21 protein-coding genes are annotated in these 24,718 nt (G+C 57.2%); 8 read left to right on the forward strand and 13 right to left on the reverse strand.

From position 1 onward, the window contains the following. Together GG681_RS16410 and GG681_RS16415 are read right to left on the reverse strand one after the other, a co-directional pair. A complete protein-coding gene (locus GG681_RS16410; RefSeq protein WP_153549127.1) occupies positions 1–972 on the reverse strand; it encodes an aldo/keto reductase in 972 nt (323 codons plus the stop codon). A gap of 38 nt (positions 973–1,010) precedes the next feature. Then, positions 1,011–2,111, reverse strand: coding sequence for a mannitol dehydrogenase family protein (locus GG681_RS16415; RefSeq protein WP_153549128.1), 1,101 nt, complete (start codon positions 2,109–2,111; stop codon positions 1,011–1,013). A 154-nt stretch (positions 2,112–2,265) separates the two neighbouring features. On the opposite strand from GG681_RS16415, the gene GG681_RS16420 reads away from it, so the two are divergent. Both GG681_RS16420 and GG681_RS16425 read left to right on the forward strand, forming a co-directional pair. Then, entirely contained in the window at positions 2,266–3,186 is a 921-nt protein-coding gene (locus GG681_RS16420; protein WP_153549129.1) for a sugar kinase, read from the forward strand. A 1-nt stretch (position 3,187) separates the two neighbouring features. Continuing rightward, a complete protein-coding gene (locus GG681_RS16425) occupies positions 3,188–3,520 on the forward strand; it encodes an L-rhamnose mutarotase (RefSeq protein WP_153549130.1) in 333 nt (110 codons plus the stop codon). Positions 3,521–3,594: 74 nt separating this feature from the next. Here GG681_RS16425 and GG681_RS16430 read toward each other — a convergent pair whose 3' ends face one another. The 3 genes from GG681_RS16430 to GG681_RS16440 form a co-directional block, all read right to left on the reverse strand. Then, complete coding sequence (locus GG681_RS16430) at positions 3,595–4,875, reverse strand: TRAP transporter large permease (RefSeq protein WP_153549131.1); 1,281 nt, start codon at positions 4,873–4,875, stop codon at positions 3,595–3,597. Then, positions 4,872–5,396, reverse strand: a complete 525-nt coding sequence (locus tag GG681_RS16435) for a TRAP transporter small permease (RefSeq protein WP_153549132.1) — start codon at positions 5,394–5,396, stop codon at positions 4,872–4,874. The genes GG681_RS16430 and GG681_RS16435 overlap by 4 nt, the downstream gene beginning before the upstream one ends. A gap of 74 nt (positions 5,397–5,470) precedes the next feature. Next, on the reverse strand, positions 5,471–6,451 hold the full coding sequence (locus GG681_RS16440; RefSeq protein ID WP_153549133.1) for a sialic acid TRAP transporter substrate-binding protein SiaP: 981 nt from the start codon (positions 6,449–6,451) through the stop codon (positions 5,471–5,473). 130 nt (positions 6,452–6,581) lie between these two features. On the opposite strand from GG681_RS16440, the gene GG681_RS16445 reads away from it, so the two are divergent. From GG681_RS16445 to GG681_RS16455, 3 genes are all read left to right on the forward strand, one after another. Continuing rightward, complete coding sequence (locus GG681_RS16445) at positions 6,582–7,487, forward strand: GntR family transcriptional regulator (RefSeq protein ID WP_153549134.1); 906 nt, start codon at positions 6,582–6,584, stop codon at positions 7,485–7,487. A 190-nt stretch (positions 7,488–7,677) separates the two neighbouring features. After that, positions 7,678–8,508: an amidohydrolase family protein gene (locus tag GG681_RS16450; RefSeq protein WP_153549135.1), complete on the forward strand. Its 831-nt coding sequence runs from the start codon at positions 7,678–7,680 to the stop codon at positions 8,506–8,508. Between the two features lie 51 nt (positions 8,509–8,559). Next, positions 8,560–10,077, forward strand: a complete 1,518-nt coding sequence (locus GG681_RS16455) for a UxaA family hydrolase (RefSeq protein ID WP_328593425.1) — start codon at positions 8,560–8,562, stop codon at positions 10,075–10,077. 306 nt (positions 10,078–10,383) lie between these two features. On the opposite strand, the gene GG681_RS16460 is transcribed toward GG681_RS16455, so the two are convergent. The 4 genes from GG681_RS16460 to GG681_RS16475 all read right to left on the reverse strand — a co-directional run bounded on the left by GG681_RS16460 (position 10,384) and on the right by GG681_RS16475 (position 16,968). Then, a complete protein-coding gene (locus GG681_RS16460; protein WP_153549136.1) occupies positions 10,384–11,202 on the reverse strand; it encodes a MipA/OmpV family protein in 819 nt (272 codons plus the stop codon). A 96-nt stretch (positions 11,203–11,298) separates the two neighbouring features. Continuing rightward, positions 11,299–14,433 carry an efflux RND transporter permease subunit gene (locus tag GG681_RS16465; RefSeq protein WP_153549137.1) on the reverse strand — a complete coding sequence of 1,045 codons (3,135 nt, stop codon included), beginning with the start codon at positions 14,431–14,433 and terminating at the stop codon, positions 11,299–11,301. Then, positions 14,430–15,593, reverse strand: a complete 1,164-nt coding sequence (locus GG681_RS16470; protein ID WP_153549138.1) for an efflux RND transporter periplasmic adaptor subunit — start codon at positions 15,591–15,593, stop codon at positions 14,430–14,432. Before GG681_RS16470 ends, GG681_RS16465 begins: the two co-directional genes overlap by 4 nt. Positions 15,594–15,597: 4 nt before the next feature. Then, positions 15,598–16,968: a TolC family protein gene (locus GG681_RS16475; protein WP_194287214.1), complete on the reverse strand. Its 1,371-nt coding sequence runs from the start codon at positions 16,966–16,968 to the stop codon at positions 15,598–15,600. A 214-nt stretch (positions 16,969–17,182) separates the two neighbouring features. Between GG681_RS16475 and GG681_RS16480 the strand changes: the two genes are divergently transcribed. Both GG681_RS16480 and GG681_RS16485 read left to right on the forward strand, forming a co-directional pair. Continuing rightward, on the forward strand, positions 17,183–17,905 hold the full coding sequence (locus tag GG681_RS16480) for a response regulator (RefSeq protein WP_328593426.1): 723 nt from the start codon (positions 17,183–17,185) through the stop codon (positions 17,903–17,905). After that, positions 17,902–19,269, forward strand: a complete 1,368-nt coding sequence (locus tag GG681_RS16485; protein WP_153549141.1) for an ATP-binding protein — start codon at positions 17,902–17,904, stop codon at positions 19,267–19,269. Before GG681_RS16480 ends, GG681_RS16485 begins: the two co-directional genes overlap by 4 nt. On the opposite strand, the gene GG681_RS16490 is transcribed toward GG681_RS16485, so the two are convergent. Further along, positions 19,266–19,475, reverse strand: a complete 210-nt coding sequence (locus GG681_RS16490) for a hypothetical protein (RefSeq protein ID WP_153549142.1) — start codon at positions 19,473–19,475, stop codon at positions 19,266–19,268. The two genes, GG681_RS16485 and GG681_RS16490, sit on opposite strands and share 4 nt — an antisense overlap. Before the next feature lie 272 nt (positions 19,476–19,747). Here GG681_RS16490 and GG681_RS16495 point away from each other — a divergent pair, with 272 nt between their 5' ends. After that, positions 19,748–22,006 (forward strand): methyl-accepting chemotaxis protein, encoded by a 2,259-nt coding sequence (locus tag GG681_RS16495; protein WP_153549143.1) that lies wholly within the window; start codon positions 19,748–19,750, stop codon positions 22,004–22,006. Between the two features lie 304 nt (positions 22,007–22,310). On the opposite strand, the gene GG681_RS18045 is transcribed toward GG681_RS16495, so the two are convergent. From GG681_RS18045 to GG681_RS16505, 3 genes are all read right to left on the reverse strand, one after another. Beyond that, positions 22,311–22,436, reverse strand: coding sequence for a hypothetical protein (locus tag GG681_RS18045; RefSeq protein WP_268969015.1), 126 nt, complete (start codon positions 22,434–22,436; stop codon positions 22,311–22,313). A 245-nt stretch (positions 22,437–22,681) separates the two neighbouring features. Beyond that, the gene (gene cobA / locus GG681_RS16500; protein WP_328593427.1) at positions 22,682–23,485 is read right to left on the reverse strand and encodes a uroporphyrinogen-III C-methyltransferase; all 804 of its coding nucleotides are present in this window, start codon (positions 23,483–23,485) and stop codon (positions 22,682–22,684) included. After that, positions 23,482–24,718, reverse strand: a 1,237-nt coding sequence (locus GG681_RS16505; protein WP_194287215.1) for a nitrate reductase, incomplete at its 5' end; no start/stop codon positions are given. The genes GG681_RS16505 and cobA, both read right to left, overlap by 4 nt.

Below are 24,718 nucleotides of genomic sequence, written 5' to 3' on the forward strand. Positions count from 1 at the left end.
TCAAATTGCGTCAAACACCCAGTTCGCATCTTCTGGCCAGGGCGCATCCAACGCATCAAGGTTGCGCTTTAGCGACGAGACCTTGCCAGTGCCCAACAAAACGGACGCTGCCGCAGGATGATAAAGCGCATATTGCATCGCAACAGTCGCCAGCGGCATCTTGATCTCATCGGCGCGCGCCTGCAGAGCTGTCACCTTGGACAGGATCTCGGCGGATGCAGGCGCATAATCAAAATGCGCCCCTTCAACCGGGCCAGTTGCCAAAATTCCAGAGTTGAAAATCCCACCCAGCACCAGGCTTGTCTGGCGCGCTTCACACAGCGGGACCAGCTCGTCTTCACCCTGACGGTCCAGCAGGGTCAGCCGCCCGGCCAGCAAGATCACGTCGATATCGCAGGCTGCCATCACATCCAGGCACACCTGGGTTTCATTAACGCCAAGCCCAAATGCTCCGATCCGGCCTGCGTCTTTCAACTTCTGCAGCCGGTCCAGGCCGGTGGCCATCAAATCATTGAAATGGCGCTCATTCGCGGCACCATGTGCGTAGGTGCCGATGTCATGCACATAGATGATATCAATATATGAGGTGCCAAGCCGCTCACAGCTTTGTTCAAACGCGGCCTCGATCCCATCACCGGAATAGTCATAGCGCACATCATTGGGCAGCGGGTTGATGAACCCATCCGCCCCCGCTATCGGCTGACCCGGCGACAACAAACGCCCCACTTTGGTCGAAATCACATAGCTGTCGCGCGCATGTCCTTTCAGGAAGGAACCAAGACGTTGTTCCGCCAGCCCGCGCCCATAGTGGGGTGCGGTGTCAAAATAGCGGATGCCCGCCTGCCAGGCGCAGGCCAGCACCTCTGCGGCCTCGGCTTCGGGGATGTCACGATACAGGTTGCCAATGCCCGAACAGCCAAAGGACAGATCGGTAACATGAACATTGGTCTTGCCTATTTGATGCGTCTTCATAGCGGCACCTCTTGCGTTAGATGTTGCGCAGTATGCGATCAGGACCGTCCGGCAGCAGCTGCCAGCCGAGGTGTTGCATGGCCAGCATCCGCTGCCCAATCCAGAAACGCGCCAATGCGTCGTTCGCATTTTTCCGCGTGGTTGCCCGCGATATCTGCCAGCTTATGGTCCAGATAAGGGTTTGAAAACCGGTCCAATGTGGTGCGCATATAGGCGCGTGCCTCGGCTTCTAGCCCCGCAGCCGCAAAGCCGGGCAGAACCTCCTGATCATAAAGATCCTCGAGATCTGCACGCACCCGCGTATCTTCCATCAGGTCGCGCACATATTCGGCCCCGGCCCGGTCGCGTTTCAGCCAGCCATCCACCAGGTAGCTATGACCAAGGTTCAGGATAAACAGCTTCTGCTTTTCGATTGGCTCAAGGTCGGGCACAATTTGCACCGCCTCATAGTGCGCTGGTGAAATCAATCCCGCGCAGTCTTCAATCGCCCAAAGCGCATAGGGCTCTGCCACCGCACCCGCAGGCTCCAGCGGCTCTGATACAATCCGGTCCACCAGTGAATTCACAAACCGCACGTCGCGTTCAACCCAGGCGGCGAATTCCGCGTCCAGCGGCGTTGCCAACTCCAGCACCCGCGCCTTTAATACATCACCATTTCGCGCAACCAGCTCGGTAGGCATAATCTGGATCGGACGCCCACCCGCAACAAACCGTGCCCGCAACAGATGCGTCAGCTTGGCGGGAAAGGACATGGCTTGCAAAAACTCGGCGGCGCTGTCTTCGGGCTGTGGGGTCCAGCCGCTGTCGCCTGTGTTGGAAATCACAATTTCCGCTTCTGCTTCAAACAATCTGCTGAGCGCCGGAAAATCCGTGGCCGTTGACAAAGTGCGCGCAACAGATGTGACCTGCACATTGGCTTTCAGCTCAACTCCATTGGCCAGTCCTTGGATCCGAACGGGATAACCTTCGGGGGCTGCAAGCGCCGCCAATCGGCGCGCCCGTGCTGCATCACCTGAGGATTGCACCACGCAGATCTGCCCCGGCGCCTGGCCGGTTTTCAACGCTTCTGAGATGAACAAATCCGCATGCGCCTGCAGAAAGCGGCTGGTGCCAAATTGGATGATGGGTGTGATTGACATAGGGGCCTCCGGTCGGTAGATTAGTTCTTAATTATTACATACACTTTGTCAAGCCACGAAGAAATGCAAATCTAATCATGAGGTTAGATTGAAGGCTTGGCCGTGCAATCAGCGACCGAAGCTGCTTCGGTCCCGAAATGGAACAGACCAGAAGATGACAAAGCGAATTGTTTTTGCCGGTGAAGTCATGGGCGAATTGCGTAGCAATGGCGCAGGCTTTGCTGTGGGATTTGCAGGAGACAGTTTTAATGCCGCTGTCTATTGCCAGCGCTCCCTTGCACAGGGGGATGCTGACGTGGCTCAGGTGTCCTATCTCACCCGGATTGGACAAGACCCGCTGTCGCAAGGTGCCCTGGATCTTGCCGCGCAAGAAGGCCTGAAAACCGATCTGATCACCCGCGATGAGACCCGCAATCTTGGCCTTTATGCGGTGCAGACCAATGACGAAGGAGAGCGCAGCTTTTCTTATTGGCGCAATCAATCCGCAGCGCGCGCCCTGTTCAGCGAACTGCAGGAACTTTCGGTTCTGACCCAGGCCGATATCCTGTGCCTTTCGGGTATTTCCCTTGCCATTCTGTCGCCCGCGCAGCGCACCGCTTTGCTGGATCGCATTGAAGAGCTGCGCCAAACCAACGGGCTGCGCTTTGCGTTTGACAGCAATTACCGCCCCAGCCTGTGGGAAGATGTTGAAACCGCGCGCGACACCATGCGCCGGGCCTGGATGCTTACCGATATTGCGCTGCCTTCGGTCGATGATGAGATGGCGCTGTTTGAAGACGCCGACGAAGCCGCCGTTCTGCACCGTTTGCGGAGCTACGGAGTGGATTTTGGCGCGCTGAAACGTGCGGACAAAGGGCCCAAAGCCCTGAGCGAAGGCTTTGAGGATAGCGCGGATTATCCAGCCGCTGAACAGGTGGTCGATACAACCGCGGCCGGCGACAGCTTTAACGGTGGCTTTCTTGCCGCCCATCTTCAGGGGCGCCCGCTCCAGGATTGCATGATGGCAGGGCATATGATGGCGCGCACAGTTGTGGGCCACCCCGGTGCCATTATCGCACAGCAAAAGGACAGCTGATATGTCACAACGTATGGGAATGGTCATCCGGCTGCGGCCGGAGCATATGGTGGAATACAAACGCCTGCACGCGGATGTCTGGCCCGAAGTTCTGGCCCGCCTCAAAGCGTCAAACATCACAAACTATTCGATTTTCCTGCGTGAGCCGGAAAACCTGATGTTTGGCTACTGGGAATACACCGGTAGCGATTTTGCAGCCGACAATGCCGCCATTGCTGCCGATCCGGTCACTCAGGACTGGTGGAAAATCTGCGACCCAATGCAATCCCCGCTGGAAAGCCGCGCCGAGGGTGAATGGTGGGCATCAATGGAAGAAGTCTTCCACATGGACTGATCCTCAGCGATCTGCAAACATAAAAAACCCCGCCCGGAACGCTCCGGGCGGGGTTTTTGTGGGCTTGTTACGCCTTAGTTGCGATAGAGCAATTCCGGCAGGAACAATGTCAGCTGCGGTACAAAGGTCAGCAGCAGCAGCACCAGAACCAGCGGCACCACAAACGGCATGGTGGCGCGCACGCAGCGTTCAAACGGCACATCCGAGACTTTGGACAACACAAACAGCACCATGCCAACCGGTGGTGTCAGCAGGCCGATCATCAGGTTGAGAATGACAATCACACCCAGATGGATCGGATCCACCCCGATTTGCGCCGTGATCGGCAACAGCACCGGCACCAGGATCGAAATCGCGGCAATGGTCTCCATGAACAGACCAACCACCAGAACCACCAGCATAATCAGCAGCAGCACCACATGTTTATTGCTGCTCAGCCCCAGAATGGTTTCAGCAAACAGCGCCGCCGCCTGATTTGCGGTCAGGATCCAGGCAAACACCGTGGCGCTGCCCACGATCAAAAGGATCGATGCGGTGGTTTCAATGGTCTCAAGCGAGACTTCCATCAGGCGTGAAAGGTTCAGGCTTTTGTAGACAAACAGCCCCAGAAACAGCGCATAGGTCGCGGCGCATACTGCGGCCTCAGTTGGGGTAAAGGCCCCGGTTACAATACCGCCAACAATGATCACAGGTGTCATCAGCGGCAGAAACGCGCGTTTGAAGGTTTTGCCAACGGTCACAACAGAAAAGGACAGATCGCGCGGGTAATTGCGCTTGCGCGACATGTACCACACCATGATCATCAACGCGCCCGCCATCAGCAGGCCCGGCACGATGCCAGCCACAAACAGCTCACCGATAGAGGCCGACGCCATCACCCCAAAGATCACCAAAGGCAACGAAGGTGGAATAATCGGCCCGATAGTGGAAGACGCAGCCGTCACCCCAACCGAAAAGTCATCATCAAAGCCTGAATCGCGCATCGCCTTGATTTCAATTGCACCCAGACCGCCAGCATCGGCAACCGCGGCGCCAGACATGCCTGCAAAAATGATGCTTGCACCGATGTTTACGTGCCCCAGCCCGCCATGCATCCAGCCAACGATGGAACGCGCAAAGGTAAAGATGCGTTCGGTGATGCCAGCGGAATTCATCAACCCGCCCGCAAGAATAAAAAATGGGATGGCCAGCAGGGGGAAGGAGTTCATCCCATTGATCATATTATGCGCCAGCAGAACCGGCGGCATGCCTTCGATCAGGATATACCCCAGCGAGGACATCCCCAGGGCCACAGCAATCGGAACCCGCAGCGCCATCAAGGTAAACAGCGCAGCAAACAGCAATAAAACGGTCATGTGTCAGACCCTTTCAAAAGGTGGAGCAACGCTTTCAGCTGCAGCACAACAAAGGCCACCAGCGCGATCAACACCAAGGTGTAGAGATAGTATTTCGGATAAGGCAGCGAGACCATTTTCTGGAAACTGGTCTGGCGCGCCAGCACATAGAGCGAATAGGTCAGGAAGGCGAACATTCCAGTTGAAACCAGCAGCGCAAACACTTTGATCGGGTACAACATGCGTCCAACAAAGCCGTCAATAAATTCAAGCCGGATATGGGTGTCACGTATCTGACAGCGCAGACCCCCGGTAAAGGCCAGCAAAATCAACAGGTAGCGCGCCGCCTCTTCGGTCCACGACAGTGAGTCATTGAGCACGTAACGCGTCAGAAACTGGAGCAGTACGGTGACAAACAACAGCGTGAACACAATCAGCGCCGGAATGTCCCACAGCGAAAAAAACTGCCGCAAGGATTTGGTTTCGCTGCCCATTTCCTCATCGGTGAACAAAGCGTTCAGATCGTCGGTCTGACGGGTCATGTCATCTCCTCAACAAGAGCCGTGAAAAAAGCGCGCGCAGGCAAAACCCGCGCGCAGCATTGTTTCAGGATTGCTTATTTGATCGCCTGAAGACGCTCGAACACCGACGCATCCCAGGGCATATCCGCACCGCTCAGCGCGGGCGCAACCGCTGCGATGAACTTGGAGCGATCCACTTCATTCACGGTCACACCCTGCTCACGGAACCAATCCGCCAGGTTGGCTTCCGAGTCGACGATCTCATTTGAGGCCCATTGCGCCGACTCTGCAATCGCCGCTTTCAGCGCTGCAAAATCTTCGTCGCTCAGCTTGGCTTTGGTTGCGGGTGAAATCAGCGTCACCAGCGAGTTGGTGATATGCGAGGTCAGGTTGATGTTGCTCTGAACTTCATAGAACTTCTTGAACTTGATGGTTGGCAGTGGGTTTTCCTGCGCATCCACCACACCTTGCTGCAGCGCCAGATACACCTCAGAGAAGGCCATAGGCGTTGGGTTTGCACCGGTCACTTTTGGGAACAGCTGATAGGCTGGCGCGTTCGGGGTGCGGATTTTCAAACCAGACATATCATCGGGTGACAGGATCGGTTTGTTCGACGTCACCTGACGCGCACCATAATAGGTCAGCGCCGCAACTTCATTGCCGGTGATATTGGTGTAGTCCTGCGACAGATCCGCAAACAGATCGGATTTCGCATAGGCTTTCCAATGGTCATAATCGCGCATGGTGAACGGGAAATCCGAAATCGCGATCGGCGGGTAGCTTTGACCCAGGAAGGCAACACCGGTGTAGATCATATCGATCGTACCAAGCGTCAGCGCTTCGTTCATGGCTGCTTCTTTGCCAAGCTGCGATGCCGGGAATACCTCAATCGTGTAACGACCTTCGGTGGCTTTTGCAAAGTTCTCAGCCACTTTCAGCGCGGCCTCATGATAGGGGGTCGCGGTCTCATAGACATGCCCGAATTTCAGCACTTCACCCGCAGATGCGGCAGTGCCAAAAGCCATTGTTGCGGCCGCCATGGCCCCAATTGCAGTGCGACGTGTCAGCTTCATCATATCCTATCCTCCCAGAATATTTTGGTGACGAATGTGTATTTAATCGATTAAATACTGTTGCGCGATTGAGGCAAGTGATTTTAATAATAATAAACAAATATAAAAACCACGCAGACAGGGAAGCATCGATATGGCCCGATCCAGCCGTCACTTTTATAAAACCTTCAACGACACGCTTGAACGCCTGCAACTGGGGCAGAGCTTTGCCAATCCAACCGATATGGCAAATCAGCTTGGCGTCAGCAGGACCACCAGCCGTAAAGTGTTAAAATTGCTGTCAGACAAAGGTCTAACGGCTGAAGAGTCGGAGAAAACCGATGATGCAGAGCGGGTAGAGATCACCCTCGCGCGGCCGGTGGATGACGCGGATTTTTTCCCAAAAGAAGACACGATGAGCACCGAAGCCCTGATCCAGCAAAAGCTGATGCACTGGGTGATTGATAAGAACATCTGGGACGGCCGCCCCTTCAGCGAAGCGCAGTTTGTGCGGGAGTTTGAGCTGTCTCACTCCTCGATTCGCGAGTTTCTGATCCGGTTGAGCAGCTATGGATTCGTGCGCAAAGAGCCCAATCGGCAGTGGGTGTTTCAGGGCATGACCGTGGATTACGTGGATGAGATCTATGAATTTCGCAAATTTTTTGAACAGCGCACGCTGCGGCGCATTCATGCGCTGGAGGATGACCATCCGTTTTGGGGAAACTTGGATCGGCTGCGTCTGAAACATGAGCAGGTGCTAGAGACCGGCATCAAGGAATCAAGCCAGATCAAGGAGCTCGAAACCGAGTTTCACGGCTGCCTCAGCCGCACCGCAGGCAACCGGTTTTTCTGGGGCAATGATGATGCCATTTCGCTGCTGTTTTATTGCCACTACCATCTGACATTGGAGAGCGACCTGGTGGCCGAACGCAACACCCGCGCGGTGCGCGATCACATCCGGATCATTGATGCGCTTAAGGCACGCGATCTCACCCTGGCGTCGCAGGAAATGGAGCGGCACCTCGATTCCGCCAAATCCGACCTGATCAACAGGCTCTAGCGGATGTTCATGCGATAGATCAGGCAGTTAGCGTGCAACGTCATTTCAACAACCTCCTCTCTTGACAAATTGCACATAATTATAAAAAACTGTTTTAACGGCTAACACCCGAACTTGCCACCCAATCTCGCACTGGCGCAAACCAGCTGCAGTGACCCTATTGAAGCCCCCTCAGCAGAGTGGAAACCACATGCGCATCGACGCTCACCAACATTTCTGGGCCCTTGCCCGTGGCGACTATGGCTGGCTCAGCCCCGCGCTTTCTGCGATCTATCGTGACTTCCTGCCCGAAGATCTGGCGCCGCAGCTGAAAACGGCTGGGATTGATGGCACCGTCCTGGTGCAGGCCGCCCCCACCACCGCCGAGACCGAGTTTATGTTTTCGCTCGCGGATCAGAACCCGTTTATCAAAGGCGTGGTTGGTTGGGTCGATTTCGAAGATCCCCAGTCTGTCGCCATGATTGACCGTTATATGCAGCACCCGGCCTTTGTTGGCCTGCGCCCGCTCATTCAGGACATCGAAGACGACGATTGGATGCTGCGCCCTGATCTTGCGCCAATCTTTGATGCGCTGATCGCCCGCGATCTCACCTTTGATGCGCTGACCCTGCCGCAGCACCTGCCCAATCTGCGCCAGCTGCTGGCCCGCTACCCCGATATGCGGGTGGTGATCGATCACGGCTCTAAACCACTGATCCGCGATGGCATCCTGCAGGGCTGGGCCGAAGACATGGCCGCGCTGGCGCGTGACACCTCTGCGTTTTGCAAACTGTCGGGCCTTGTCACCGAAGCAAAACCAGATTGGGGCGTTGAAGATCTGCGCCCCTATGTGGATCACCTGCTCACCCATTTTGGCCCGGATCGTCTGATCTGGGGCAGCGACTGGCCGGTGCTGGAGCTGGCTGGCGATTATGCCCGTTGGGTGGACACCACCGATACGCTGCTTGCAGGCCTCACCCCAAATGAGCGCGCCGACGTTCTGGGCGGCAACGCAACACGCGCATACCACCTGCGCGCCTAAGGCGCGCCCAAACGCCAGCACACACGAAACACCACAATCAGGAGCGCCCGCGTGTCAGCCAAGTTCATTCGCCTCAGCCCGAAAGACAACGTTGTTATTGCTCTCAGCGATCTTGCCGCCGGCACAACGCTTGATGATCTAAACGTCACGCTTGCGGTTGCGGTGCCGCAAGGGCATAAAATCGCCGTCCAAGCCATCGCTGCTGCGGAAAACGTCACCAAATATGGCCAGATCATCGGCCAGGCCACCGCCGCGATTGAACCCGGTGATCATGTGCATGTCCACAATCTCGGCATGGCTGCCCACTCACAGGACCACAGCTTTGCCAGCCAGAACACCCCGCTGCCCAATAGCGAAACCGAGCGCAGCTTTTTGGGCTATCACCGGCAGGATGGAACGGTTGGCACCCGCAACTATGTTGGCATTCTGACCTCGGTGAACTGCTCTGGCTCGGTTGCCCGTTTCATTGCGGAACAGGCCGAAAAAACCGGGATGCTCGACGCCTACCCCAATGTGGATGGCATTGTACCGATTGTGCATGGCACCGGCTGCGGCATGGCCAATTCGGGCGACGGCTATGAGGCGCTCTATCGCACCCTGTCGGGCTACGCCCAGCACCCTAACTTTGGGGGGATCCTGCTGATCGGGCTTGGCTGTGAAATCATGCAGCTCTCTGATCTGGTGGGTGACGGCCGCATTCGCGCCGATGGCGCGTTTCGTTATATGACCATCCAGCACGAAGGCGGCACCCGGCGCACGGTTGAACGCGGGTTGCAAGAGCTGGAGGGTGTTCTGGCGCAGGCCAATCTCGCCACCCGCACCCCTGCACCAATCCGCCATATCACCGTTGGCATGCAATGCGGCGGCTCTGATGGTTATTCTGGCATCACTGCCAACCCGGCCCTGGGCTATGCCTCCGATCTGCTGGTGCGCCACGGCGGCACCACCATCCTGTCGGAAACCTCTGAAATCTACGGTGCCGAGCATCTGCTGACCTGCCGCGCCGAGACCCAACCCATAGGGGAAAAGCTGCTGGAGCGGGTCAGCTGGTGGGAAGACTACACCGCCCGCAACGGCGGCGAGATGGACAACAACCCCAGCCCCGGCAACAAACGCGGCGGGTTGACCACAATCCTTGAAAAATCGCTCGGGGCCGTCGCCAAAAGTGGCAGTGCCCCGCTGCGCGATGTCTATCTGTTCGGCGAAAAGATCGACAAAAAGGGCTTCGTCTTTATGGACAGCCCCGGCTATGACCCCTGCTCGGTCACCGGGCAGGTGGCCTCAGGGGCCAATTTGATCGTCTTTACCACCGGGCGCGGCTCGGTCTCGGGCTATAAACCCACACCCTGCATCAAACTGGCCACCAACTCAGAGATGTATCAGCGCCTTTCCGAGGATATGGATCTGAACTGCGGCACCATTGTCAGCAACGGCGCATCCATTGCAGAAGTCGGGCACGAGATCTTTGAAATGATCATCCGCACTGCTTCGGGCGAAGCCACCAAAAGCGAACGCCTCGGATTTGGCGGGGTGGAATTTGTCCCCTGGCAAATCGGTGCGGTGATGTAGGCACGCGTCCGGTTAAAACGCTTGCGACACCCAATGCGGGTGTCGCAATTTCTCATGTGGGTACCGGTTCAATATCACGAAGGAACAGGTGTTTACTGGACGGGCTACAGATCAATCTGGGCCGTATGGGGAATAGGCCCAAATCTGGTATCAGATACCACTGTCTCTTGTGCCGCGTTGCAAAAAGGCTGCGCTGTCTCCCATGACAGTGACGCATTTTTCACGGCCAGCCCGGCAGTAATTGATACAGAAAGCAGCAAAAGGCGTATCATTGTCCGCTCTCCATTTCTGCGGGTGAAACTGAGATCAGAAGCTGTACATCCCAAACAGACCAACAGAGGTTCCGCTGGTTTCGCGCGCGATCGGGCTGTCTTTTGCGTCACCGGTTAGCTGCGAATAAACAACTGCGCCACCAACACTGAAACGCTCAGTGACAGGCACTTGAATGCCCAGTTCTAGATTGACCGCATGAAAGCCGCTGGTGGCTGTATACTGGCTCAGACCAGAGCTGGCAGATTGCGCCGCAGTGACACCGTAGTAGGCACTGTTGTAATCGTCATTGCCCCAGTCAGCAGAAATACCAGCCGTCAGCAAAGGGCCGAAATCGAGCGGCGATTCCGCATGTTCCAGGCTGGAAATCGAGGCCCGGCCCGTCAGCACCCGTAACGGCACCATCGTTTCAACACCAACGGTCGCGCTCAGCCCTTCAGAACCTTTGCTGTATTTGGTCACATCAAGATAAGGTGTCACCGGCCCGATGTCGTATTCAAAGCCGATATTATAGACGGCACCGCCTTTGATATCGCCCAAGCCGCGCAGAAAATCACTGTCATCCTCTTCACGACCACCATCATACCCAATGGACGCCGAAAGCGTAAAATCTTCGGTGTTGAAGATATAGCCACCAATACCGCTATCGCCAATAAACAGCCGGTCGCGCCAGGTCAGATCCAGCACCGGGAAAGCGCCCGCCTCATTTTTGCTCGATCCAAGGTACTCGGGCCCCCAGACAGCACCAAGGCCGACAGTGCCTTCCCAGTCGCCTTCGGCATGCACCTGAGGTGCGGCTATCATTGACATCGCCGCGACACCGGCCCCAATCATTTGTAAATAAACAGGTTTCATCTCTCTGAACGATCCTCTTCAGGGTGTTTCGAGCAAAGGTTTACGCACAGGGTTTGCCACAAAGATCCCTGGATGCGGCCAAAGTGTATAAAAATGTCACGCCTCGCCACGCCGCGCGCCCTGCCCGTTCCCGAACAGGCCCGCGCTCAGACACAACAGAACCGGAACGAAGATCAGCGTGATCAACGTGGCAAACAACACGCCAAAGGCCAAAGACACCGCCATCGGGATCAGCATCTGTGCCTGCTCTGAGGTTTCCGTCACCAGCGGCAGCAACCCGGCAAATGTTGTAACCGACGTCAGCATAACCGCGCGAAACCGCGAGCTGCCCGCATCCAGCAACGCCTCCTTTAGCGCCAGCCCTTCGTCGCGCGCAGCCCGGTAACGGCTGACCAGAACCAATGAGTCATTCACCACCACCCCGCTCAGCGCCAAAATGCCAAAGAACGACAAAAGCGAAACGGCATGCCCGGTTATGAGATGGCCCAAGACCGCGCCCACGATGCCAAAGGGAATGGCCAGCATAATGATGAAAGGCTGGCTGTAAGATTTCAGCGGTATCGCCAAAAGCGCGTAGATCAGCAGCAGTCCCAAAACAAACCCGTTGCTAAGCTGGCTGGTGGCTTCTTCTTCCTGGGCGGCCTCACCTGACACAGAAACGTTCAAACCACTGTATTTTTGCTTGAGCTGCGCAAACACCTTAGATTGCAGCTGCGCAACCACATCATTTACAGAAATCTGCTCCTTATCGACCTTGGCAGAGATCTCCAGCGTGCGGCTGCCGTTGATCCGCTTCAACTCCTGCAATGTTTCGCGCTGCTTTAGCCGTACAACCGTATCCAGCGGTACCGTGCCCCCGGCGGGCGTGCGCAAATGCATTCGGCGCAGATCGCTAAGACTGTCGCGCTGATGTTTCGGATACTGGATGCGGATTTGAACCTCTTCGCTGCCCCTTTGAACACGTTGTATCTCATAGCCAAAAACAGCATTGCGCACCTGGGAAATCACCTCTCGGTTGGTCAGGCCAAGCGCGGCGCCTTCTGGCAAGAGTTCAAAAGACAGTTCCAGCGTTTCATTGTCGAGATCGGTCAAAATATCATAGATCCCAGCCGTTTCGCGCAACGCGCGCTGCAGGCTTTTCATCGCAGCAGTCGTTTCACCCGGATCAGCCGAGCTGAGGCCAAATCGCAGATCCTCAACACTTTCATCGTCTGAAAACACTTGTAGCTGGCGCACGCCAGCTGGCATTCCTGCAGCCGCACGCCAGCGCTCCACCAATTCGCGCGACCCAAACGGGCGTTTCACACGGGCAATCATATTAACTGAGATCATCAGCTTTTCCGCCTGGGTTGACGACACATAATAGTTTGTCACCAAGGGCTCTTGCAGACTGTGCTCTGCCTCAAGTTCTTGAACCACCTTCAACAGGCTGGCTTCAAAAAATGTGGCCGTCTCGCGGGTGCGTGCAGGCGATGAACCGCTGTCAAAGGTCACATCCATATGAACCTGCGTCGAATCCTGATCAGGAAAGAAATCTGTCCGCACAATGCCCTGCGCCATCAATCCCAAGGCAAACAGAAAGCAGGCAACAAAGACCATCACCGCTTGAAGCTGATGCGCCAAAGCGATGCGCAGCACCGGCAGATAAAGCCGCTGAATAACCCATTGCATCGCGCATTCAATCTGGCTCTGAAGGTACTGCCACTGGCGCGCCAACATCGTTGATTTTGGCCGTGGTGAAACATCCAGATGCGCCAGATGCGCCGGCAGAATGAATCTCGATTCCACCAGGGAAAACAGCAGGCAGCAGATCACCACCACCGCAATCATTTTAAAAGCCCCGCTAAAATCACCCGATATCGTTGCAAGCGGGTAAAAGGCCGCAACAGTGGTCAGCACCCCAAAGGTCGCAGGCGTCGCCACCTCCAGCGCCCCACGTATTGCGGTTTCAACCCCGCCACCATCAGCGCGCTTGCGGGCGTAGATGTTTTCGCCGGTCACAATCGCATCATCCACCACAATGCCCAGCGTGATGATAAACCCAAACGTCGTCAGCCCGTTAAGCGAATAATCAAACGCAGTTGGCCCCATCACATACAGCGCTCCGGCAAACGACACCGGTATCCCGACCGCCACCCAGAACGCCACGCGTACATCCAGAAACAGCGCCAGCATGACAAACACCAGCACCATCCCCGTCAGCGCATTGCGCGACATCAACGTCAGGCGATCCCGGATCAGCTCGGCCTCGTTCTGCCAGCTGTGCAAGGTCACATCCTGCGGCAACCAGGGTGCCGCCTGCAGCTCCTCCAGTTTTTGCAGCACCGCATCCGCGGTCTGGGTGATGGAATCTTTGCCCAGCAACTGCACCCCAAGCCGGATCGAAGGCACACCGTTATAGATCGACAGCAACTGTCCTTCGGCATAGCCGTCCGTCACATGCGCCACATCCAACAGCCGCACCGCCCCTCCATCTGGATCGACCCGGATGCGGGTCTGCAGCAGATCCCGGCCAAAATAGGCTTGGTTTCGGCTCTGCAGGCTGAGGCTGCCATTTTCTGCCTCTAACGTGCCGCCCGACAGGCTGATAGACTGCCCCTGCACCGCCTGCGCAACCTCTTCAAAGCTGAGCCCAAAAGCGCGCAATTGCGCCTCATCAAGTTGCACTGTGATCTCGGATGCATGGCTACCCTCAGTGGTCACTTTGCTCACAGTTGGGAGATCGAGCAGTGCCTGACGCACCCGGTACGCCGCCTCTTTTAAGGTCGCATGATCCTGCCCACCCAACAGTTGTACATAAAGAACGTGCCGCTCTTCCTGCTCCAATGAAATGGTGGTGCTCTCCATCTGGGCCGGAAAACTGGTAATCGCATCCACCCGGTCTTTGACGTCGGATTTCAGCTGTTCCATTGGGTAATCTGGCAGGCCTCTCACGATGATTTCCGCCGATAATGATGTGATAGCCGAGATGATCTTTTCGACCCCCTGCAGACCGTTCAGGGCCTGCTCCACTTTGACAGCGGCCCCTTCTTCGGCATCTTCTGGGGATGCGCCATTAAAGCTGACCGAAACCGTGACATTGCGCGGCGGATCCGCGGGGAAGGTCTCGGTGCGCATGCCAATGCCGGTGATCAGACCCATGGCCAGAATGGTCAGCATCAACAGATTGGCCGCCACGCTGTTGCGCGCAAACCAGCCAATCCATCCCTCAGAGCGAACAGGCCCGCTCATTGGAACACACCTTCCGCAACACGATCCATGTGCTTGCCCGCAACGTGACCCGCATTCAGCGCGGGCCCTGAAACAACGTTGGCCTGCGCCTTGACCCCCTTCAAATATGCGCTGCGCGGCACCGCAAGCCGCAATGGCTGCGGCAAACCTTCCTCAGCCACAAAATACGAAACACCATCTTCAGCAAACACCGGATCGGCCGTGAACATCTGCAGCTGATCGCTCGCATCCAGATACCACATGCTGCCCTGACGCGTGATCAATGCATCCGGCACCGCATATAGCGCGTCATACCAACGGCCTTGCAGCTCAATTGTCAGGAATTGACCGGGCATTGCAGGCGTCCCCGGAGCCAGCTGGACCAGCAGCTTGATCCACCGGTTTTTACTGTCCACCGATGGATCCACCCGCACAACCTCTCCTTGCCAGACCTCACCCGCGGCGCTGGTCAAAATGGCCTCAGCCCCAACCGACGCCCCTAATTGCGCAAATTGGCGCACGCTTAAAGACGCGGTCACTTCAAACACGCTGGTGTCAAACACCTCGGCGATCTGTGATCCAACCTGCACCACCTCGCCCGGGTTTAAGCTGCGACTGGCCACAACCCCATCAAAAGGCGCGGTTATACGGGTTTGCTCCAGCTCATACTCTGCCTGCCGCAGCGACGCGCGCGAGGCCTCAACCGCTGCGCGCGCTTCTACCAGTTGCGGCTGGCGCAGGGTCAACGCCGAAGCCGCCCCCCCAAGGCCAGAGGCCCGCCAGTTTTCCAACGCCAGCTTGCCGCGCTGTTCTTCCTCAAGCAGGGTCCGCTCTGCTGTTGCCAGCTCTGATCGGGCCGCAGCTGCAGCGCTGCGATAGCTGCTGTCTTCGATCTGGGCCAAAAGATCGCCTTGCTGAAAACGCGCTCCGGTCAACAAACGCTCGCTGACCATAACCACCCGGCCACCCACTTCAGCCGAGAGGCGGCTGTGCCATCGTGGGCGCAGCTTGCCATATGTGGACACTGTGACTTGGCGGGATTTGGGCGTCAGGATATGGATATCCGCCTTCAATAGACTCTGAGTCTGAACTTTGGTTTCAGGCGGCATTTCATCGGCGCGATAGAGCACAAAAGCACCAGCAGCCAGAAGCGCCGCGGCACCAATCCAGTTCTTAAACATCTGATTACACTCCTTTGCCCAATGCCAGGCCAAGGGCGACGCGGTTTTTCAGCCGCGCATTGCGCACCTCCAACAGCTGGCTTTGAATGTCGAAAACGGCATTTCGGGCGCTCAACAGATCAAGAATGGTTGAAAGACCTGCACGGTATCGGGTTTCAAACGTCGCCTCTGTGGCGCGGGCATGGGTTACCGCCGCGCGCAACCGGGCTTCGCGCCGGGCCAGTATCCGTTCCTGATCAAGCGCGCGCTCAACCTCAGAAAACGCAATGAGCGCCGTTTGCAGATAGGTGATCAAGGCCTGATCCGCGCGTCTTTTGGACGCCTCGATATTGGCGCGACGCCGACCTGCTTCAAAAATAGGAGCCGTCAGCGAAGAAGCCAGCGACCAGACCGTTGCCCCATGGCTCAAGGTGCTGAAATCATTGCTGACGCTGCCAAACTGCCCGGTCAATGAAATCTGCGGCAACAGATCTTTTTGGCTGACAGAAATACGGCGATTGGCAGCCACGGCCTCTTGCCACGCCGCCTTCATATCGGGGCGCGCCACCATCACCGCAAGCGGCAGTCCGGGCTTGGGTGATGATTTCAAACGCGGCAGACGGGCGGGGATCTCCAGGCTATTGTCTGGATATTGCCCCAACAACAGCTCAACCCGGCGCACCGCATCATGGGTTTGCCCCTCGCGCAGGGCCAACGCCGCTTGGGACAGGGCAACGTCACGTTCAATGGCGGAAAGATCATCCAAAGTGCCAATACCCGCACGGTAATTTGCACGGGTGTTTTCGGCGCTGGAACGCAGCAATTTCACCCGCCGCGCTTCCAGCCGCTGCTGCTGTTTGGCGGCCACCGCATCAAACCAGGCCTGCATCAATTGCCCTGCAATCGAATCCTGCAAAGCCTGATGACGCGCCACCTCTGCTGCACGGCTGGCAAATGAAACCCGGCGGCGATCGGCCTGACGGCCCCACAGATCGACCTCCCATTGCACATCAAGCGTTGGCGCAAGGCTTTCCCCCGCCGCACTGCCGCGATTGGCATTGACCGCCCCCGACAGCCGGGGCCAGGCATCGGCCGCTGTTGTGGCAAGATCGATCCCGGCCAGCTCAAGCCGTTTGGCCGATTGTTTCAGGTCAAGATTGTCGCTTTGCGCCTGAATAACCGTCGCCCTCAGCACTGGGTCATCAAACAGATCCAGCAAACCGCGTGTGATCTGCCCGTCATCCTGCGCCGGGGTGGAAAATTGCTCTGGTGCCTTCAGCACCTCGGGCGCAGACGGGAGCGCAACCGGCTCCAGCGCGCTACAGGCCGTCAGGCAGCTCGCAACCAGAACGGCACCTATGAAACGGGGATTGATGGTCTTGGGGCTGCCGCCCATGCTCTGTCCTTTATCTGCCAGGGCGCAATGCGCCACCATAGACAGGCAGGTAGGCAGCTGATGTCGCGGCTTTGTGCCAAGCATTAACGAAATTGTAAAAAAGTATATCAACACAGCAGGCTGGCACAGCTGGTGACAATTCATCAATTCTGTTTGCCCTGTCTTTGCGCTAGGCTCTGACGCAATCCAACAGATAGAAGTAAGGCGATTGGCCGTGCAGGAACCGCATATTCTGGTTGTAGATGACCACAAGAACATCCGTGAGCCACTGGCCGACTACCTGAAACGCAACGGCTTTCGTACAAGCACGGCTGGCAATGGCAGCCAGGCCTATGCGGCGCTGAAAACCGCGCAGATCGATCTGGTGGTGCTGGATATTTTGATGCCCGGTGAAAGCGGGTTGGATATCTGCCGCCGCATTCGCGAAACCCGCGACATTCCGGTGATCCTGCTCACGGCTGTCACCGATGAAACCGACCGTATCGTCGGGCTGGAGCTGGGCGCGGATGACTATGTCACCAAACCTTTCAACCCGCGCGAGCTGCTGGCGCGCATTCGCGGGGTGCTGCGCCGGGTGAACAGCCTGCCAAAGCAATACTCCGACCTTGAGGTCGGCTTTATGCAATTTGGTCCCTGGCAGTTGAATATGAGCCAACGACAGCTGACCAGATCCCCCGAAAACGAAACGCCGGTTGATCTCAGCAGCGTTGAATTCAAACTGCTGGCCACGTTTCTGCAACATCCCCGCATCGTGCTCTCACGGGATCAGCTGCTTGATCAGGTACGCGGCCGCAGTGGCACTGTCTTTGACCGAAGCATCGACAATCAGGTCAGCCGCCTGCGCAAAAAGATCGAACAGGATCCGAAAAAGCCAGAGTTCATCAAAACCGTCTGGGGTGGTGGCTACACCTTTGCCTGCGACGTGGTGAAACTATGAGACTGCTGCCGCGCAGCCTTGCGGGCAATCTGATCGTTGCAACAGTGATTGCAACCGTTCTGACCCAGACCCTGATCACCGGCGCCTTGATGATCTATGAGGATGTGAAATTCGATGAATATGAAGATCGGTATTTCTTCCAGAAAATCGTGAGCATCGCTGACTATGTAAACAGCGCCGACCCCGCTGAGCACAATCGCATTCTGGAAATGGCAAACGATGACGAAACAACCTATCGCATCGCAGCCGAGCCGCAGGGTGTACTTCCCCTCACCGACGCGCCTTACACACACGTCCTACGGGACTATTTCGGGCAGCCAAACGTGTTCACACAAGAGCGCGAAGTCAATATCACCGACCTCATGTGGATCTTGTTCGGGGATGCGGCAGACGTCTGCAACGTGTCCGAATTTGAAAACGCTGAGGCGCTAGAATGCCCGATCTGGACGGTCTCGGTTAAGCTTGAAGATGGCAGTTGGCTGAATGTGCGCACCTTTGCCAATGCTGATGTCAGTATCTACCTTGCCCCCTTTGCCCTATCGGTTCTGACCTCTTTGCTGGGCATTGGTGGCAGCGTCACCATCCTGGCGCGCAGGACCACCCGCCCCTTGCGCGACCTCTCAAGCGCGGCGGATCAACTTGGTCGTGGTGAGACCGCAAGACCAATTGCGGTTTCTGGGCCCGCCGAGGTGGCCAGAACCGCAAATGCCTTCAACAGCATGCAGGAACGCCTGACCCGTTTTGTCCGCGACCGCACCACAATGCTTGCAGCCATCAACCACGATCTGCGCACGCCCATAACCTCATTGCGGCTTAGGGCGGAATTCATAGAAAACGACAAGCTGCGCGAAGAAATCATCGAAACCACCGAAGAAATGCGGGTGATGGTCGACAGCTATCTGACCTTTTCCTCGCAGGAGGCGTCGGAAGAAACCGCGCGCCCCGTCGATCTCACCCATCAGCTGCAAGAACTCGCCGCAGAAGACGAAGATGTCACATTCGACTACACGGAACAGGCGATCGCCCTGTGCCACCCGGTGTCGATCAAACGTGTGTTTTGCAATCTCATTGGCAACGGGCTTAAATATGGCACCAAGGTTCAGATCACTCTGACCACAACCCCGGAACAGATCACAGTTGAGATCTGCGATGACGGGCCCGGCATTCCCCCTGATATGTACGAAGAGGTCTTCACGCCGTTCACCCGTCTGGACAGCTCACGCGATGTGAGTGACGGTAGCGTTGGGCTTGGCCTTTCCATTGCCCGCAATATCATCCGCAGACATGGCGGTGATGTCTTTCCGTTCCAAACCAAGGATAGGTTTGGCATGCGGATCCTGCTGCCCAATATCAAAGCGGCCTAGATACAGCTGCCGGGGTTTTCAGCCCCCGCGGTTGCATCGATCGCGGCGGCGCAGCATTCGCGCATGTTGAAGTCAGCAATATTCAGATTTCCAGGCCAGCATTTTTCGCCCAGCATTTGCAGGACTGCACCACAGCGCCAGACCCGAAGAAACGCCCCGCGCATAGTGTTCAGCGGGCCGTGATCGTAAAAAGTTTTACCCATCATAAAACGGTGGATCAGTGCTGTTTTCTCGGCCTTGGGAAAAACATATTCGAATCACTAGAATTCACGATAAACGATGTATTTTTGTGCATCGCACCACCTTAAGTGAACATAAAACACCTTTTTGGCATATATATTTTCAGAATAATCCCCTCCTGGTTGCAACATACTCATATTTCCTATTTTTTAAGCTCTTGCTCAAATGCTTATGGCTCCATCAGCCGTACCAATACCTGCGGTTCAGTCTCATCGAATACGATTGAAAAGGTCTGCTCATGTTAAGCCAAGGGTCGCTCAAGCTCTCCAAGAAACTCCCGTTGTTCATTGCCGTTTTTTGCGGGGCAACCAGTCTGGTGCTGGCCTATATCGCAATCGTCAATTTTCACGGTTTTGCGATGAGTTCACTCAACAGCAAAATGGAAACGCTGGCAGCAGACCGTAAAACGTCGATCCAACATCTGATGCTTTCAGTCAAAGGCGACCTGCGCACCCTCGCGGCCCAGCATTCAACCGGCGCTGCACTGCAGGATTTTGATGCCTCATGGCGCGAATTGGGCAGCTCTGCCGCAACAACACTTACCCGCGCCTATGTCACCAACAACAACAATGCCGCCGGAGAAAAACACCTGTTGCAACGCGCCCCGGGAGCAGAGCGGTATCATCGTGAACATGCGCGCTATCACCACGGGTTGCGCACCGTGATCGAAACCAAAGGCTATTATGACGCGTTCCTGGTCAACCCGGCAGGTGACATTGTCTATTCGGTCTTCAAAGAAACCGACTACGCCACCAATCTCAACACCGGAAAATACAAAGACACCGGCCTGGCCCGTGCCTTCAAGGCCGCCAACAGTGCCAAAACCGGTGAGGTCGTGCTGTCCGATATGGAGCCCTTTTCCTCCAGCAACAGCAGCGCCGCCGCATTTGTTGCCACGCCGGTCTTTACCGCAGATGGGGCCCGCGTCGGGGTTGCTGCCTTCCAGATCCCGGTGAGCATGCTGACCAAGATCACCAATAACGCCGAAGGTCTGGCCAAGACCGTCGAACTTTATATTGTGGGCGACGATCAGAAAACCCGCACTTCCTCCCGTTTTGAAGGCCGTTTTCAGGTGCTCGACGAGCTGCCCCAACTGGCAGCGGTCACCGCAGGGCTTGCAGGCAAAGAGCTTTTCAGTAGCAATGTTGATGGCGCCAGCAACACCCGCGTGATGAGCTATTCCAAACCGCTCGACATCCCGAATGCCAATTGGGCGCTGGTTGTGGAACAAGATGCCAGCGAAGTGATGCAGCCGGTGCTGCGCAAGGCCAAAATCATGGCGGCCCTGTCGCTGCTGTGCTGCGCGGTGATGTCGTTCCTTGGCTGGCTCTTTGCCCGCTCGATCACCAAACCCATCAACCACATCTGCGAAGTGATGCAGGCGGTCTCCTCAGGCAAGCTTGACACCACAGTTGCCGAAGCGGAGCGCGGCGATGAAATCGGCATGATCGGTAAAACGCTTGTCTCCATGCAGGGCGATCTGCGCAAAGCCCAGAAAGCCGAAAACGAACGCGCAGGCCAGCAGCAAGAACAACAGCGCGTGGTGGAAAGCCTCAGCGCGGGCCTCTTGCGCCTGTCCAACGGCGATTTCTCACAGCAGATCGACACGCCCTTTACCGGCGAACACGAAAAGCTGCGGTCTGATTTCAACAAAACGGTTGAAACCCTGAACGAAACCGTGGCCCGCGTGGTCGACACCACCGCAAGCATCCGCGGCGGTGCCTCGGAAATCAACCAATCCTCCGATGATCTGTCTCACCGCACCGAAAGCCAGGCAGCCACCCTGGAAGAAACCGCCGCCGCCCTCGAAGAGCTGACAAGCAGCGTGCGCGCCGCAGCAGAAGGTGCCGACAACGTAGAACGCATCACTGCCCAGGCCAAACAAGAAGCCGAAACCAGCGAAGAAGTGGTGCAAAACGCCGTAGCCGCCATGACCGAGATTGAAAACTCCTCGAAACAGATTTCGCAGATCATCTCGGTGATTGATGATATCTCGTTCCAGACCAACCTGCTGGCGCTGAACGCCGGTGTTGAGGCGGCGCGCGCAGGCGAAGCAGGCCGGGGCTTTGCGGTTGTTGCCTCCGAAGTGCGCGCCCTGGCGCAGCGCTCTTCAGATGCGGCGATGGAAATCAAAACCCTGATCGGCAACAGCTCGGTTCAGGTTGACCGCGGCGTTGATCTGGTCGGCAATGCGGGCGACGCGCTGCGCAATATCTTGGAACGGGTCAGCCATGTCTCGCAGCTGGTGTCCGAGATTGCCAAAGGGGCCAAGGAACAATCCATCGGTCTTGGTGAAATCAACACCGGCGTGGTGCAGCTTGACCGCGTCACCCAACAAAACGCCGCCATGGTCGAAGAGGTCTCCGCCGCCTGTCAGCTCTTGAACAATGACGCGGTGAAACTGGGCACGATTGTCTCGGAATTCAAACTCGCCACATCAGACAACAGCATGCAATATATGGCGCATGATCCCAACAGCTTCGACGCTGTCGCCTAAACCGGATGACACTCTCTGCTGCGGATCAGCTTCCGCAGCAGGGAGCCCTCAGGCGCTTTGCGCCTCTCAGCACGGATCTTGATGTGCGCCCACAAGGCAAAACCGCGGCCGCCCTAAACAGTGCCGGAGGCACAGGATCTCTAGCTGCCCCCCTTATGGTCCGCCTTAGCGGCGCACCACTTGCGCAGCGGTTTGCGGATCATTCAGAAACATCACCGCAAACACCCCTTAGGTTCACATCCTGCCAAAGGCACCGGCATCGCGGCACTCTCTCTGGATCACGCGCGAGCTTCAGCTTACCAATTCAAGCCGCCAAATTCAGGCCAAAAAACACCAGCGAGAACGGCGAAGAGCCCCCCATCATGGCCAGGCCTGCCAGCCCCGATGTGATCTCTGAGAAAGAACCAAAAAAATCGATCGGCTGTGCCATGTCGTCTCCAAATGCATCTGCAGGAATAAATGCCGCGCAGGCTATAAAGGGGAGCAAATCCTGTCAATTGCAACGCCACACCACAGCCGGGGCTCAGCCCACGCACCCGGTTGATGTCGCTGTCGCTCAATCGGCTATCTCGTCTCTAACACGGGGCTATATTTGGCTTCAAAACCTCCAACCGGGCAGGATCGCGCATCGTTCAAACTATGGTGATGCGGCCCAAACCAACATCCTGCCCCCGCTTAAACGGGTGCAAGCCCGCGCGTCTCAGTTGTCAGCTCTGCGCCCGAAACCTCTTTGGCGGCGCGCAGAAAAATAATCGCCGGATGGCTGATGCCTGCATCTTTCATAGCCTCGGGCAGGCACCCAACAGTGGTGCGCAGCTGCCGCTCGGATGGTGTGCTCGCACTGGCCACAACCTCAACCGCCATCTGCGCCGGAAACCCCGCCGCCAACAGCTGTTCGCGCAGCGCCCCGGCCATCTTTGTCGCCATATAAAGCGCAACACTGCTGCCCGGCTGCAACAGCGTGGCAATATCGGGCGGCGCATCGCCTTCGCGGCAGGTGCCGGTGGCAAAAATCACCCGATCGCTCACCCCGCGGCTGGTCAGCGACTGCCCAAGTGAGGCCGCCGCAGCACTGGCCGCCGTGATGCCGGGAATTACCTCAATCGGGATCCCGGCATGATCTGCGGCAACGCGTTCTTCATCGGCGCGGCCAAACACATTGGGATCACCGCTTTTCAGCCGCACCACATATTTGCCGCTTTGGGCCAGCGCCACCATCAGCTGGTTGATCGCCTGCTGCGGCCAGGCACAGGCGCCGACTTCTTTACCGACAAACAGCCGCTCCGCGCGCGGGTCGATCAGCTCAAGAACTTCAGGCGAAATCAGCCGATCATAAAGCACCACATCAGCCGACTGCAGCGCCCGCAACGCCCGGATGGTCAACAGATCCGCGGCCCCTGGCCCTGCCCCCACCAGCGAAATCCGCCCGGTTTCAGCGCCACCCTCGGGGCCGAAGTTGATATCTGAAATCACCGTCACTGCGCCGCTACCTTTTGTGTTGTAAATTCCGCCACCAGCGCCGCAAGCTCCGGCCGGCAAGAGCCGCAGTTGCTGCCCGCCCCGGTGCACTCCACCAGACGCGGCACACTATCCGCCCCGGCACCAATGGCCCGGCGCAGCTCGTCGCGGCCCACATCCATACAGGCGCAGACAATCGCCCCTTTGGCGGGTTGATCGCTGGGCGCAAGCCCCGCCAGCACCCTGAGGGCCGGAATATCACTGCCGATCTGCTCCACCACCTGGCTGCGCATCAGTTCAACCGGCTCAGGCGCTGCAAAAAACACCCCGGCCAGCTTGCCGTGCTGATAGATCGCCACCCGCACCGTGGTGCGTGCGTGGTCTTCCACAATGCTCAACTCACCTTCAGGCAGGTTCAGGATCTGGCGCGCCTCCTGCTGCCAGTCTTGCGGAATCTTATGGCCCGCAACCTCGGCACGCCAACCGGTTTTGCTGCGTGCAACCGCCGCATAGGGGCGTGCCGGAACCATGTCCACCACGCTGGCAGCAAACCCGTACCACCCCACCGCATAGGGCGTCACCGCAACCGTCATCCCCTTTAGCGCGGGCTGGCCCGAAACCGGATCCACATCCCCCGTCACCAGCGCATTGATGCGCCCGGCGCTGGCGGTTTCACCGGTCCAATGCATCGGCGCAAAACACTGCCCCAGCTGCACCCGATCGGTGATCAGCACCCGCAAAATCACCTCACCATGCGCGCTTTTCACTTTGGCAAGGCCCGCCACCTCTAGGCCAAGACGCGCCGCATCCAGCGGGTGAACCTCAAGGTAAGGTTCCGCCATATGGCTTGCGAGCTGCGGCGCACGGCCCGTGCGGGTCATCGTGTGCCAGTGATCACGCACCCGTCCGGTGTTAAACCGCAGCCCGGTGTCAGCCTGAGCATCCAGAACCGGCGGGGTGATTGCCAGCATCTTGGCGCGGCCACCGGGATGGAAAAACCCACCATCTGCAAAAAACCGCGTCTTGCCTTTGCCTTTTGCGGGCACCGGCCAGACCTGCGGTGCAAAATCATCATAATCCGCATCAGAAATCGCTGCGAGACCCGAGATATCAAAATCGCGGCCAAACTCTGCCGCCTGCCCCGAAAGCGCGGCATATTCGCGAAACACATCTGCTTCATTTGCGTAGTCAAACGCATCCTGCCAGCCCATGCGGCGGCCAACCTCTGCGATAATATCCCAATCCGCGCGCGCC

This window comes from Tritonibacter aquimaris (assembly GCF_009617595.1).
Lineage (GTDB): Bacteria > Pseudomonadota > Alphaproteobacteria > Rhodobacterales > Rhodobacteraceae > Epibacterium > Epibacterium aquimaris.